The organism is Brevibacillus gelatini (genome assembly GCF_003710935.1).
In the GTDB taxonomy this organism is placed as follows: domain Bacteria; phylum Bacillota; class Bacilli; order Brevibacillales; family Brevibacillaceae; genus Brevibacillus; species Brevibacillus gelatini.
This window is the reverse complement of sequence record NZ_RHHS01000011.1, coordinates 15,056-27,682: the sequence shown is the minus strand read 5'-3', so window position 1 is coordinate 27,682 and position 12,627 is coordinate 15,056. Positions and strand designations below refer to the sequence as shown.

Here is a 12,627-nt window from a genome sequence, read left to right as displayed (position 1 = left end):
TTGTTAGCTACGATGGTGTATGATATGGCGTTCCATGGAGGTACAGTGGACGTGAGAGTACCGTTCGCGAAGTGAATGGGTGGGTGGAAATCTGGGCCGACGGCACATGTATTGCTCGACATCAAAAGGTCTATCGATCCCGCACCACTGTTTTTTGCGAAAACCAGTACGCAGGTCTTTCGACCGCTCAAGGATATGCCTATCCACGTCCACAAGCCCGACAGATTTCACCGCAACAAGTGGAAGTACGTTCGCTGGACGTCTATGAGCAGCTGACGGAGGTGGGAGCATGATTGAACTGGAACAGGCGCGACTACGCCTCGAGGAACTTGGGCTTCAACAAGCGGCTCTCCTTTTGGATGCTCACTTGGAAGCGGCAAGTCATGGACAGCCCACTTATCTGTCCTTTCTCAACACGCTCCTTGATGCCGAGATAGCGGAACGTCAAAAGCGGAATATGGAGGTACGCACCAAACTTGCCCATTTGCCTTACCGCAAAACACTAGAGGAGTTCGATTTTGCTTTCCAACCTAGTATTGACGAACGATTGATTCGAGAGCTGGCCACGATGACTTTTGTAACCCGACACGAGAATGTCTTGTTCTTAGGACCTCCCGGAGTAGGAAAAAGTCATTTGGCGGTGGCATTGGCTGTAGAAGCCATCTCGCAAGGTATATCCGTTTACTTTGTCAGTCTGTCGCATCTCATCGAGGATCTGCGAAAAGCTTACATGGAGAACAGACTGGATAAACGCATCCGTATCTATATTCGCCCAAAGCTCCTCGTGATTGACGAGATTGGCTACTTGCCGTTTGACAGTTTGGCAGCTAACCTCTTTTTCCAGGTAGTAAGTGCAAGATACGAGAGAGGGAGTATTCTGTTGACCAGCAACAAGAGCTTCGGTGAATGGGGGGAATTGATGGGCGATCCGATACTTGCTACAGCTATTCTGGATCGACTCTTACACCATTCCCACATCGTTAACATTAGAGAGAATAGTTACCGACTTCGTGAAAAAATGAGGACTGGAGCCTACGGCTCTCCCTCTACCACCTAACCAACAAAAAATCGCCGGGTGGGTCAGTTCTAAACCGGCGAGGGTGGGTCAAAATAAAGTCGGCGTTGACATTTAAGAAGAAAAGGCCATTCAAATCAATCCACAAATCGTGATCAACAGTAAGGAAGTTTCCCGCTGAATCGGCTGTCTTTATGAGCTAGGGACATGTTTCATTTGATTTTGGTTCCCATCTTGATACCATTCCCTTCGTGAACAGGACTATCAAACAGATACCGAATAGCTGCCTTCTTCTTTACTCGCGTAATGAAGAAGATCTGGCGTTCGCAGAACGCGTCAAACTTGGCGCAGTCCACAAATCCCCGATCGAACACATACGTCGTACCAGGTTTGTCTACGAGCGTATCGAGTTGAGTCCGGTCATGAGCACGTGCTGGAGTCAGCTGTACGGTTTCCGGATAGACGTCTTCCGGAGAAGCAAATGCTAACCGGAAGTGAAGTTTTTACCCCGGCCTTTGTCTCACGAAAGGTCGCCCATTTGTAAGTATTTAGGCACAAAAGGATCGTGGTCGCATCTACGATGCGAAAATCACGTTTCATAGCTGGGGGAAGGAAGCATAGTCGAATCCGTTTAACCAAGTCCATGAAAACACGCTGCAACAATTCGGAATGGGGCTGTTGATGCTTGCGTGAAAGTTGAGAAGGACTGATCGAGGTAAAACCGAGCTCTTGTTGGGGTTTTCTTCCTAACGTGTCATCTGCAATCGCCCGTAATCCTTCTCGCTGCTGAAGTTGGGCATGAAGAAACAACAAGAGATAGGCGGAAGTCGTCAGCTTTTTGACGTACTTGTCGTGGTCACTGGTGGCCAGATCTTCCAAAAAACTTTTCGAAAAAATGGGGGAAACCCATTTACCAAATGACGAAAGTAAGGTATCTTTGTCCATGTTGGGATCCTTTCAGTGGATTTGGACAGAAACTACCTGGCCATTTCATTGTAAAGGATTTTTTTGTGCTCTGTGAATGCTAATCAAAAAGTTGACCATTTTTGGAGCAAACGCTCATCTTCGAGTTGACCACCTACGATGCTTTTTTTCACACAAAGTAGCATTTTATTTCCTGCACCAAGGATCGTCAAGGATAAAGGGTAAACCCCTTGCTACGCAAGCCCTTGACGATCCTTGGCTCAGTAAAAACATTTGCAATTAGGTGTGAAAATGATGACGTGTGCTCAAACTGTCAGGTGGGTAACTTTATGATGAGCAAAGTGGTCAACATTTTGGTGAGCGTTCACAGTGCTCTAAGTAAAGAACAGAAAATTCCGTTTATTACAACAAAATTAATGCAACACTAGTGAGCTGCTTTCTTTTTCTCGAGTAAAGAGAAAGATTTGGTGTTCGTATAACGCGTCATACTTAGTGTAGTTCACAAATTCCCGATAGAACAGATACGTCTTACCAGGATTGTCTATGAGTGTATCGAATTGAGTTCGGTCATTACACGTGCGGGAGTAAGTTGTATAGTTACCAGATAAGCGTATTTCCAGAGATAAATGCTAACAGGAAGTGAAGATTGCAGCACAGCTGCCAGCGCAAAGTGCAGATACAGCAATATTTTGCTTGATTTTACAGATGGCAAGCGCTAACATATGATACTGATAACCATTATCACGAAATGCTGATGTCCATCCAAAGAAGGTGAACCATATGTCCATTGCCAAAGTCATTCGCGAGCGCCGCTCGATAAAAAAGGGCTATAAACCGGATGCCGTGCCGGAGGAACTTGTACTGGAGCTGCTGAATGATGCCGTGTACGCACCGAACCACGGTTTGCGTGAGCCATGGCGCTTTGTGTTTGTGCCGTCTGAGAAAAAAGAAGCGTTTGTCGAGAAGCTGATTACCGTCTATCCGCCGGAAACGCACGAGGCACGCCGAGAGATGTACAATCAGCCAGCGGCTTACCTGATTGTCATCATGAAAGAAGACCCGCGGCAAAAGCAGTGGGAGGAAGATTTCAGCGCCGTTTGCGCCCTGATTCAAAACTTCCAGCTCCTGGCGTGGGAGCGCAATCTCGGTGTCGTCTGGAAAACAAACGCGCACAACTGGGACCCAAAAGCGCATCAGATTCTGGGCGTTGCCCCAGGCGAGAAAATCGTCGGCTTTTTGCACCTTGGCTTTTTCGACGAGAAGGACGTGCCGGAAGCTCGCCCACGGACGCGGGCGGAAGAGAAATTTACGCGGTTTGAATAAGTGCCGAGCGAAGCGAAACCTCCCCGCAGTCAAGGGGAGGCTTCGTTTTGTCTACCTAAGCCACTGCAACCCGATAACAACAGGTGCGATTGTGCTCGCAGAAAGAATCCTTCTCTTGCTTCTCCCTGCAACTTCTCCCCCTTACTCCGGATTGCCGCTCAAATGCTCATGAATCAGCTTCCACTCCCCAGACGCTGTTTTGACAAACACATTCGTGGCCCGGCCGCTCCCGGAGACGAATTTGCCGTTGGAATAGCCTTCGTACCGGTACGTGTACAGACAGGTCGCGGATTGCTGGTCGACGCTGATCCACTGCACGTCTGTCGCGGCGTACACCTCTTCCCGGATGACGTCCCAGGCGTTCTCGAAGTAGCTGCGGATTTCATTCATGGACGTGCAAGTCTTGTCCGAGAACCAGTAGACAGCCTGCGGGTGCAGCACCTTTTCCACGTTTGAAAAGTCGTGCGTGTTCGTAGCGGCGATGTATTGCTCCAATGCTTGCTGATAACCCATGGCGAAAACGACCTCCCCGACGAATTTCAGGAATATTTCTTCTGTTTGCTATTGTAAAGGATTTCCTGACCACGCACCAGTCCAGGAAAAAAAGCCCGCCCGAATGGAAGGGGGCGATTCGGGCGGGAATGGAGGACGTAACGTCCATCGTAGGGTCTGACAATATTATCGTAGAGCGGACATGTTAAGGGAGAATAGAGACAGCATGAAGCATTTGTTAAAAATTGGGCGATGTACAGGTGAGCAGGGCAAGCACCTGTTTTTTTTATTTTGCCGATCAACTAGACAGGCATCCATGCGGACAGCTAGTGGTTGTCATAAGCTGAAAAGAAGGGCTGGCCTCTTTGCACGGTCAGCTCTGCACTACGACGCGAGAAGAGAGGAGAGGAAAGCCATGGGATGCAGGCGTGGTTTCGGCTTCGGAGGTGGCGGGTTTCTTTGGATCATCCTCATCATTCTCCTGGTCACTTCTTTTTGGGATGATTAAACACTGATAGGCACTACAAGCAAAAAAGACTCTGTACACGGCTTTTCGAGCCTGGCAGAGTCTTTTTTGTACAAAGATAAGCTTCGTAAATGGCCTGGCGCAATACGGCTTTCTCGCTGCTTGAGAGCGTTACGCCTTCAAATGCTGCAAAAACTGGCGCGTGCGCTCCTCGCGCGGCGAAGCGAACAGGCTGGCCGGGGTATCGCGTTCGACGATGACGCCCTGGTCCATGAAAATGACCTCGTCGGCAACTTCGCGGGCAAAGCCCATTTCGTGCGTAACGACGACCATTGTCATGCCTTCCTGGGCCAGTTCTTTCATGACTTTCAGCACTTCGCCGACCAGTTCGGGATCGAGCGCAGAGGTCGGCTCGTCGAACAGCATGACTTGCGGGTCCATCGCCAGCGCACGGGCGATCCCGACACGCTGCTGCTGGCCGCCGGAGAGCTGTGCCGGGTAATGGTCGAGCTTGTCGCCGAGCCCTACCTTGGACAGCAGATTGGCAGCTTTGGCCCGCGCACTTTCTTTGCTTTCCTTTTTGACGGTCACAGGGCCTTCCATGACATTTTCCACGGCGGTCATGTGCGGGAACAGGTTGTAGCTTTGAAAAACCATCCCTGTCTGTTTGCGCAGCCGGGAGATGCTTGCGCGCTCGACTTTTTGCGAAAAGTCCAGCTTGACATCACCGATCTGCACGCTGCCGCTGGTCGGCACCTCCAGCGCATTCAGGCAGCGCAGCAGCGTTGTCTTCCCGGAGCCGGAAGGGCCGATGATGACGACGACCTTTCCTTTTTCCACGGTCAGGGAGATGCCTTTTAGCACATGCAAGTTGTGAAACTGTTTATGCAAATCCGTGATGGTAATCATCTGTGTTCACCTGCTTTTTAGACGTAGCGGTCCAGCTTGTGTTCAATCCGGTCCTGGAGAAAAGAAAGGACAAAGCAAATCATCCAGTAAATGAGTGCTGCCTCCGCATAGACGAGCAAAGGCTCGTAGGTAGAGGCGACGATCTCCTGTGCTTTGCGGAACATCTCGGAAACGAGAATGGCCGCAGCCAGCGACGTATCCTTGACCAGACTGATAAACGAGTTGGACAGAGGGGGAACCGAGACGCGGGCTGCCTGTGGAAGCACGACCCGGCGCAGCGCCTGCCAGTACGTCATTCCGAGAGAGTACGCCGCTTCCCACTGTCCTTTGTGAATGGACAGGATGGCGGCCCGCACGACCTCGGAGGAATACGCGCCGACACTGAGCGAAAAGCCGATGATGGCGGACGGGAACGGATCGATCATGATCCCGACGCTCGGCAAGCCGTAGAAAATGATGTACAGCTGCACCAATAGCGGCGTCCCGCGAATGAGCGATACATAAAAACGGGCGATACCCACCAGCGGCTTGATGCCGGACAGGCGGGCCAAAGCGGTCAGGACGGCGATAATCAGGCCGAAGAAAAAAGAAACGATGGCAAGTGTCAAAGAATAGAGCAAGGCTCCTTTCAGAAGAGGCAGAAAGGAGCTTTGCGCAATATCGATCCATCGGTTCAGGCGTTCCGGGTTGTCAAAGAAGTTACTTAGAAACATCTGCACCAAACCATTTCTCGGAAATTTTTGCGAGGGTACCGTCTTGCGTCATGTCATCCAGCGCTTTGTTGAACGCGTCAACCAGCTCGGTGCTGCCTTTGCGGAAGAGGAACCCGTTTTTTGCTACATTCGGATCTTTTGCCACGATTTTGATCGGCGTATCCGGCTTTTGCTTGAGGAAGTCCAGAAGCGACAGGCCGTCGTTGATCGTGATGTCGACACGTTTGGAGGTGAGCAGGTCGATCGCCTGGTTGAAGCCTTCTACCGCGACGATTTCTGCGCCGTTTTTCCGCGCGATGTCGGTGAGGTTGCTCGTCAGCGTTTGCGCCGCTTTCAAGCCTTTGATGTCTTCAAAGCCGTTGACGGTCGTGTTGTCCTTGTGGGTCACAAGCACAGCCGTCGAGACGGTGTATGGATTGGAAAAATCGTATTTTTCCTGTCTGTCCGGGCGGATTCCCACCTGGTTCGCCACGACGTCAAAGCGCTTGGAATCCAGTCCGGCGAACATCGCGTCCCACTGGGTTTCCTGGAACACAGGCTCAACGCCGATCCGCTTGGCGACTTCCGTTACAACCTCCACGTCATAGCCGGTCAGTTTGCCAGACTGGTCATGGAAGGTGAACGGAGCATAGGTGCCCTCGGTCCCGATCAAGAGTTTTCCGTCCGCTTTTACTTTTTCCAGCAGGTTTTGCCCTGTCTTCTCTTCGCTCGCTGCTGGAGCGGGTGCTGCATTGTCTTGTGGCGCCTGGGAAGAAGAGGACCCGCAGCCGGCCAAAGCGACCAGCAAAGCAGAGGCGAAAACGGAAAATAATATTTTTTTCATAAAGGAACCCCCACTAAACCAATATGTTTTTGATTAGAAACATACTAAAAGGGACAGACAATTTTGTCAACGAGCGATTACTTCGTGATGTCTTCGCCGAACCATTTTTCCGAGATGGATTTCAGAGTGCCGTCCTGCTGCATTTCATCGAGCACCTTGTTGATTTCGTCCGCCAGTTCTGTGCTACCTTTGCGGAACATGAACGCGGTAGGCTGGCCTTCTTCGTTTTTGCTCACGATTTGAATAGGTGTGTCAGGCTTTTGCTTCAGGAAGTCGAGCACGGACAGGTTGTCGTTGATGACGACGTCGACGCGTTTTTGCGCGATCAGGTCAATCGCCTGGTTGAAGTTGTCGACGGCGACGATTTCCGCTCCGTGCGAACGGGCGAGGTCGGCGTAGTTGCTGGTCATGGACTGGCCGGCCTTCAAGCCTTTGATGTCCGCGAAGTCTTTTACAGTTGTATTGTCCTTGTGTGTGACGAGAACGGCGCGGGAGATCGAGTACGGCTTGGAAAAATCGTATTTTTCCTGGCGGTCTGGGCGAATCCCTACCTGGTTGGCAATCACGTCAAAGCGCTTGGAATCCAGTCCGGCGAACATGGCATCCCATTGGGTTTCCTGAAATACAGGTTCGACACCAAGGCGCTTGGCGACTTCGGTTGCAACCTCGACATCGTATCCGGTCAGTTTGCCGGATTGGTCATGGAACGTAAACGGCGAGTATGTACCTTCCGTCCCGATGACGAGCTTTTTCTCCGCTTTTACTTTTTCCAGCAGGTTTTGCGCCGCGGCTGGCTGTGTTGCATTATCGGATTGGGAAGGTGCGCCAGAGCTGCTGCAGCCAACGAGTCCCAACAACAGGCAAGAAAGCAGAGTGGAGAAAATGACTTTTTTCATGATGCAAATCCCCTTTATGTTGATCGAATTTTCATGGATTCATAGTAGTAGGCTTGTCGGGCTTTGTCAATCATAAAAATAGTAATTCCGATTAAATTACTTTGAATTGGTTTTTGTGAACGGGTTCCTTCTATCAGGATTCTCCAATTGCACCATAGCTATGTGTGTGGCAGAAGCCGTTGTGCAAGTAGTGGTTGAGCTAGTGGACGAAGATAGCGTACAATGAGTACGACCTCGGGCATTTGCCTGCTTTTTGGCGAGAAAAAAGGATGAAATAGATGCGACAACAACGAACCGATAAAAGGAGTCAATCAGCATGTTAAACGACTGGCGTATGTATACGGATGCAAGCAAAACAGAGCAAAAGCACGTAGCCTGGCATGAAGTGTTGAGGGAAATCGCGCAGTTGGACGGCGAGAGCCGAACGCTTGTGCATGCGGCGTACGGCGACCATGTGGATTTGGTGGTGGCTGGCGGAAACAAAGGCAAGGTGCTGGTTCAATGGAAGGAGCACGAGCCGGGTGAGCAGCATTTCGTGCTGACCACGGGCGAGCAGAGTGCAGTGATGGCGTCGCTTGTCATCGAGGGCGACGAGGCGGTGTTCCCGATTTCCTGGTGCATCCCGCTGGAAAAGGCCGTTCCGGTGTGCGGCGATTTGCTTCGAACATGTGACAAAGGCGAACCGCAAGAGCTGCAGTGGCAGCCTGTGGAAGTGTAAACGGGGGAAGCGGGCGATGGAATTTCAAACGTTGCAGCAATCCGTCCTCATCATGGCCGTCATTATCGGCATCGGTAGCCTGATCGGTTATCGCCAGCCGCTGACGGCCGATTCCCGTCAGCTTGTCATTACGATCATTGTCAATGTGGCGATGCCGTGCATCATTTTGGACGGGATTTTTCGAACGCAAATCGACCAGCAGCTTTTGGTGCAAATTTTTGCAATATTCGCCATTTCGGTTGTCTTGAACTGTCTCGGCATTTTTCTTGGCTGGGCCGGGGCACGGGCGCTGCCGCTGCCTGCGAAAAAACGGCGTGAAATCGCCATTCTGTCCGGGCTTGGCAATACAGGCTTCATCGGGCTTCCGCTGTGCGCAGCCTTGTTCGGGCCAAAAGGCGCCTTGCTGGCGGCGATCTTTGACGCTGGCGTGGACGTTGTGCTCTGGACGGTCGGGGTGATGATGCTACAGGAAAAAGGCTCGTTTTCGTTGAAAGGGTTAAAAACGCTTGTCAATATTCCGATGCTGGCCATTGTGTTCGGGCTGGGCTCGGCCCTCGTCGGCTTTGCCCCGCCGGAGCCGGTCAAGCAACTGTTTGGCACGCTGGCGAAGCTGGCTTCGCCGCTCGCCATGATGTATATCGGGATGCTGCTTCCGCTGTTTTTGCGCAACAAGCCGCAAGTATCCCTGCCGCTGCTCGGGATGCCGCTGGCCTTCAAGCTGTTCGTCTTTCCGCTGCTGACGGCCTTGCTGCTGTCGCTTTCCTCGCTGGACAAAGATATTGTCAGCGTCACGCTTGTACAGGTAGCCATGCCTACCTTGACGCTCGCCTCGATTTTGTTTGGGCGGTATAAAGCGGATGAGGAAATGGGCGCGATGACGACAGTGTTTTCCACACTGCTGGCGCTGTTGACGATTCCAGCCGTTGTACTGATGGGAAACTGGCTGCTGCACTGATTTTTTCTTACACCACGAAAAACCGGTCCTGTCGCAGATGGCAGGCCGATTTTTTTTAGGCAATCGCCCTGAAACGAATAAGAACGAGGGAAAGTCTAACAAGATAGAAACAATCCGACAGCAATGAAATGGAGGAACAACGATGAGAGGAAAGGCATGGATGGCTGTTGCACTGAGCCTCCAACTGCTTGCCGTGCCCCCGGCTCTTGCGGCGGCGAACGGAACGCAGACGACAATCGTCCTGGTCGATGGAAAAACGGCAGCCCTGCAAAAGCAGGCGATTCTTCACCAGCAGAAAACATATGTACACGCCAAGGATGCAGCCAGCTTGCTGCAAGGAGTTTGGACGCTCGACGGACAAAAGGGGCAGTTGAAACTGGGCAAGCGAACGATTGTGTTCCAGTTGGACGCAGGCAAAGTGACGGTGGACGACAAGCCGGTAGCAGGCGGCGAGGCTGCGCTTGTCCGCGACAAGGAGGTGTACGTGCCGCTGCGCTGGCTCGTGGAGCAGGCAGGGCATGAGATTGCCTGGAATGCGGAGAAAAAGGCGGTGGAAATTGTGTCCAAAACACAAAACGATTCGTTTGTCCTCGTGGATGAAACACAGTTGAGCAAGGAAGAGCAGGCATTCATTGAGTCTGTCAAAGGAAAGCAGGGTATTCATCAGCGGGGAGATTTGTACGTCATCGCCCGTGGACAGACCCCTCATCCCGGCTATGGTCTGGAAGTGACGAAGGTTGAGCAAAGCTTTGAGCAACTGTTTGTTTACGTAAAACAGACGGACCCTGCACCGGGGATGATGTATCCGCAAGTGATCGCCTATCCGTACCTGACGGCAAAGGTGAAGCTCCCGCCGTACACGACGATTTCGTTCATCGATGCGGATACGAACAAGCCTTTGTTTGAGGGCTGAGCGAGGACAGCAGGCGTTGCCCCGGAAAGCGTTTCCGACGCTTGTTTTTGGCGTGAAACTGTTATATGATAGAGGGTAAGATTTACCTATCCTTGGAAATGGAGGTGTATGTACGTGTTCGGAACCGTTCAGGCATGGTTCGTGGTAGAAACTTCCAGCATGACACATGATTTTTCTGTCAACGGGATCAGTCTGCCCATTTTTAGCCATACAACTGAACGGAGTTTCCATAGGCGTACCATGCATCGACCAGGGACGGTTTGTTCTTGCTTATAGTGGGTGACTGACTTGCAGCGTCTTCGCTTGCAAGTGGCTCCCTTTACGATGCCGCAGGTATTGGCCTGCGGCTTTTTTGCGTCCATTTTTGCCTGTGTGCGGGCAAGTGTGGGGCAAAAGTCGGCCGGGGCCAGTCAGGGAAGTCCATTATTTTGAACCGTTACCAACAACCAGGGAGGAAATGAACTTATGATTATCGTCGCGACTACACAATTGCAAAAATCGTACGGAGCCGATCCGGTTCTGCAAGGCGTTACACTGGAAATCAAAGCGGGCGAGCGGGTAGGAATCGTCGGGCCAAACGGAGCGGGGAAAACGACCTTGTTCAAGCTGCTCGCCGGAATCGAAAGCCCGGATGCGGGCGAACTGTACCGCGCCAAAGGAACGGTCTGGGCGTACTTGCCGCAGTCTCCGCAATATCCCGCAGACTGGACGGGCGAAGATGTGGTGGCAAGCGCGTTTGCCGATGTCCGCCACCTTCAGCAGCAGATGCGCGAGCTGGAAGAGCAGATGGCCCTGCTCTATGAAAACGAGGCTGAGCTGAACCGGCTGATGCAGCGCTACCAGAAGCTGCAGGACGAATTTGAGCAGCTGGACGGCTACCAGTGGGAGACGCGCATGGCACAGGTGACGCAAGGATTGGGCATCAGCGCGGAGCTGTTGGCGACACCTTTTGCCAAGCTTAGCGGGGGAGAAAAAACGAAGGCGGGTCTGGCCAAGCTTTTGTGCCAAAAAAGCGATGTCCTGCTGCTGGATGAGCCGACCAACCATCTCGATGTGGAGTCGATGGAGTGGCTGGAGCAATTTTTGCAGAGCTATCCGGGAACGGTGCTGATTATTTCCCATGACCGCTACTTCCTGGATGCCGTCGTGACATCCATCTACCATGTCGACGGCGGAGAGGCGGAATACTACATCGGCAACTACAGCGCTTTTGTCACCGAGCGGGAGGAGCGCTTGCTGCGGCAGTTCGCCGCCTATCAGGAGCAGCAGAAAAAGATCAAAAAGATGCAGGAGACGATCAAGCGGCTCAAGGAGTGGGGCAACCGCTCCAACCCGCCGAACGAATCGTTTCACCGCCGGGCGAAGAGCATGGAAAAGGCGCTGGCGCGAATCGAGCGGATCGAACGGCCGAAAATGGAAGCCGACCGGATGGGCTTGCAGTTCAAAAAGACCGACCGGAGCGGTCAGGATGTGCTGATCGCAAAAGGCGTGCACAAAGCGTACGGGGACAAGGTGTTGTTTTCCGACGCCAGCCTGCTTTTGCGCTTCGGGGAGCGAAAAGCGTTGCTCGGGCCAAATGGCTGCGGGAAGTCTACGTTGATTCGCATGCTCCTGGGCGAGATCGAGCCGGATGCGGGCACGCTCAAACTGGGCAGCAGCGTCAAGGTTGGCTATTTGTCGCAGCAAGCGTTGGAAGGGGACCAAAATCAGCGGGTGATCGACGTGTTCCGCGACGTGGCGAAGGTGACGGAGGCAGAAGCGAGACACTTGCTGGCGCGCTTCCTGTTTTACGGCGAGCACGTCTTCAAGCGGATCAGCCAGTTGAGCGGCGGCGAGCGCATGCGGCTGCGTCTGGCTCAGCTCATGCATCAGGACATCAACCTGCTCATTTTGGACGAACCGACCAACCACCTCGATATTGAATCGCGGGAAACGCTGGAAGAAGCTCTCGCTGATTTTCACGGCACCTTGTTCATCGTCTCCCACGACCGTTATTTTTTGCAAAAGATGGTCGACGGCGTCTTTTGGGTGGAGGACAGACAGCTTGTCCATGACGTCGGCAGCTATGAGGAAGCGCGGGAAAAACAGAAGCGGCGCAGCGCAGCGCAGGCTGACAGACACGGGGAGGAAGCGAAAGACAAAGGAAGCAAGGCAGCGCCGCAAGCGAGTCCTTCTCATGACACGCCGACCAAACGCCTCAACCACTTCAAACTGTCCGAGCTGGAGGAGCGAATTGCCAAACTGGAAGAGCAAAAAGAGCATTGGAACAGGCTGCTTTTGCAGGCAGGGGCGGACTACCAGCAGCTGATGGAATGGCAAAAGGAAAGCGAGCGGGTACAAGAAGAAATGGATGAGTTGTACATCGCCTGGATGCAGATGCAAGAAGCGTAGGCGAAGTGGACGAGGAGCAAGGCAAAAAGGCAGCGAAGGCCGCAGACGTCAAAAAGTCTGCGGCCTTTCAGCTGCCTTTGGCGTTTGGC

Annotated in this window: 13 protein-coding genes and 1 pseudogene; 7 read left to right on the top strand and 7 right to left on the bottom strand. The window is 52.5% G+C overall.

The features are described 5' to 3' along the window. Positions 1-35: 35 nt before the first annotated feature. Both EDM57_RS24015 and istB read left to right on the top strand, forming a co-directional pair. A pseudogene (locus EDM57_RS24015) lies at positions 36-293 on the top strand (IS21 family transposase); the annotation flags it as partial. Then, complete coding sequence (gene istB / locus EDM57_RS03270; RefSeq protein ID WP_122903341.1) at positions 290-1,057, top strand: IS21-like element helper ATPase IstB; 768 nt, start codon at positions 290-292, stop codon at positions 1,055-1,057. The pseudogene EDM57_RS24015 and the gene istB, both read left to right, overlap by 4 nt. Positions 1,058-1,227: 170 nt before the next feature. On the opposite strand, the gene EDM57_RS24010 is transcribed toward istB, so the two are convergent. Together EDM57_RS24010 and EDM57_RS03260 are read right to left on the bottom strand one after the other, a co-directional pair. Next, a complete protein-coding gene (locus tag EDM57_RS24010) occupies positions 1,228-1,458 on the bottom strand; it encodes a transposase (protein ID WP_122903340.1) in 231 nt (76 codons plus the stop codon). Continuing rightward, entirely contained in the window at positions 1,436-1,960 is a 525-nt protein-coding gene (locus tag EDM57_RS03260; RefSeq protein WP_122903339.1) for a DUF4372 domain-containing protein, read from the bottom strand. Before EDM57_RS03260 ends, EDM57_RS24010 begins: the two co-directional genes overlap by 23 nt. 759 nt (positions 1,961-2,719) lie before the next feature. On the opposite strand from EDM57_RS03260, the gene EDM57_RS03255 reads away from it, so the two are divergent. After that, a complete protein-coding gene (locus EDM57_RS03255; RefSeq protein WP_122903338.1) occupies positions 2,720-3,262 on the top strand; it encodes a nitroreductase family protein in 543 nt (180 codons plus the stop codon). Positions 3,263-3,403: 141 nt separating this feature from the next. On the opposite strand, the gene EDM57_RS03250 is transcribed toward EDM57_RS03255, so the two are convergent. The 5 genes from EDM57_RS03250 to EDM57_RS03225 all read right to left on the bottom strand — a co-directional run bounded on the left by EDM57_RS03250 (position 3,404) and on the right by EDM57_RS03225 (position 7,561). Beyond that, positions 3,404-3,775, bottom strand: coding sequence for a YybH family protein (locus EDM57_RS03250; RefSeq protein ID WP_122903337.1), 372 nt, complete (start codon positions 3,773-3,775; stop codon positions 3,404-3,406). Positions 3,776-4,391: 616 nt separating this feature from the next. Beyond that, entirely contained in the window at positions 4,392-5,129 is a 738-nt protein-coding gene (locus tag EDM57_RS03240) for an amino acid ABC transporter ATP-binding protein (protein WP_122903335.1), read from the bottom strand. 17 nt (positions 5,130-5,146) lie between these two features. After that, positions 5,147-5,842: an amino acid ABC transporter permease gene (locus EDM57_RS03235; RefSeq protein WP_122903342.1), complete on the bottom strand. Its 696-nt coding sequence runs from the start codon at positions 5,840-5,842 to the stop codon at positions 5,147-5,149. Beyond that, positions 5,829-6,665, bottom strand: a complete 837-nt coding sequence (locus EDM57_RS03230; RefSeq protein ID WP_122903334.1) for an amino acid ABC transporter substrate-binding protein — start codon at positions 6,663-6,665, stop codon at positions 5,829-5,831. The genes EDM57_RS03235 and EDM57_RS03230 overlap by 14 nt, the downstream gene beginning before the upstream one ends. A 77-nt stretch (positions 6,666-6,742) precedes the next feature. Beyond that, positions 6,743-7,561 (bottom strand): amino acid ABC transporter substrate-binding protein, encoded by an 819-nt coding sequence (locus EDM57_RS03225; protein ID WP_122903333.1) that lies wholly within the window; start codon positions 7,559-7,561, stop codon positions 6,743-6,745. Between the two features lie 316 nt (positions 7,562-7,877). Between EDM57_RS03225 and EDM57_RS03220 the strand changes: the two genes are divergently transcribed. The 4 genes from EDM57_RS03220 (at position 7,878) to abc-f (ending at position 12,538) form a co-directional block, all read left to right on the top strand. Continuing rightward, positions 7,878-8,279, top strand: a complete 402-nt coding sequence (locus EDM57_RS03220; RefSeq protein ID WP_122903332.1) for a hypothetical protein — start codon at positions 7,878-7,880, stop codon at positions 8,277-8,279. Between the two features lie 16 nt (positions 8,280-8,295). Beyond that, positions 8,296-9,234 (top strand): AEC family transporter, encoded by a 939-nt coding sequence (locus tag EDM57_RS03215; protein WP_122903331.1) that lies wholly within the window; start codon positions 8,296-8,298, stop codon positions 9,232-9,234. 142 nt (positions 9,235-9,376) lie between these two features. Next, complete coding sequence (locus EDM57_RS03210) at positions 9,377-10,147, top strand: stalk domain-containing protein (RefSeq protein ID WP_122903330.1); 771 nt, start codon at positions 9,377-9,379, stop codon at positions 10,145-10,147. A gap of 465 nt (positions 10,148-10,612) precedes the next feature. Beyond that, a complete protein-coding gene (abc-f, locus tag EDM57_RS03205) occupies positions 10,613-12,538 on the top strand; it encodes a ribosomal protection-like ABC-F family protein (RefSeq protein WP_122903329.1) in 1,926 nt (641 codons plus the stop codon). Positions 12,539-12,627: the final 89 nt, after the last annotated feature.

What these genes read in the sequence shown, in the direction of transcription:
- EDM57_RS03220 (WP_122903332.1), top strand. Translation starts at nt 7,878, where the DNA reads ATGTTAAACGACTGGCGTATGTATACGGATGCAAGCAAAACAGAGCAA.
- istB (WP_122903341.1), top strand. Translation starts at nt 290, where the DNA reads ATGATTGAACTGGAACAGGCGCGACTACGCCTCGAGGAACTTGGGCTT.
- EDM57_RS03235 (WP_122903342.1), bottom strand. Translation starts at nt 5,842, where the DNA reads ATGTTTCTAAGTAACTTCTTTGACAACCCGGAACGCCTGAACCGATGG.
- abc-f (WP_122903329.1), top strand. Translation starts at nt 10,613, where the DNA reads ATGATTATCGTCGCGACTACACAATTGCAAAAATCGTACGGAGCCGAT.
- EDM57_RS03225 (WP_122903333.1), bottom strand. Translation starts at nt 7,561, where the DNA reads ATGAAAAAAGTCATTTTCTCCACTCTGCTTTCTTGCCTGTTGTTGGGA.
- EDM57_RS03215 (WP_122903331.1), top strand. Translation starts at nt 8,296, where the DNA reads ATGGAATTTCAAACGTTGCAGCAATCCGTCCTCATCATGGCCGTCATT.
- EDM57_RS03260 (WP_122903339.1), bottom strand. Translation starts at nt 1,960, where the DNA reads ATGGACAAAGATACCTTACTTTCGTCATTTGGTAAATGGGTTTCCCCC.
- EDM57_RS03240 (WP_122903335.1), bottom strand. Translation starts at nt 5,129, where the DNA reads ATGATTACCATCACGGATTTGCATAAACAGTTTCACAACTTGCATGTG.
- EDM57_RS03255 (WP_122903338.1), top strand. Translation starts at nt 2,720, where the DNA reads ATGTCCATTGCCAAAGTCATTCGCGAGCGCCGCTCGATAAAAAAGGGC.
- EDM57_RS03210 (WP_122903330.1), top strand. Translation starts at nt 9,377, where the DNA reads ATGAGAGGAAAGGCATGGATGGCTGTTGCACTGAGCCTCCAACTGCTT.
- EDM57_RS03230 (WP_122903334.1), bottom strand. Translation starts at nt 6,665, where the DNA reads ATGAAAAAAATATTATTTTCCGTTTTCGCCTCTGCTTTGCTGGTCGCT.
- EDM57_RS03250 (WP_122903337.1), bottom strand. Translation starts at nt 3,775, where the DNA reads ATGGGTTATCAGCAAGCATTGGAGCAATACATCGCCGCTACGAACACG.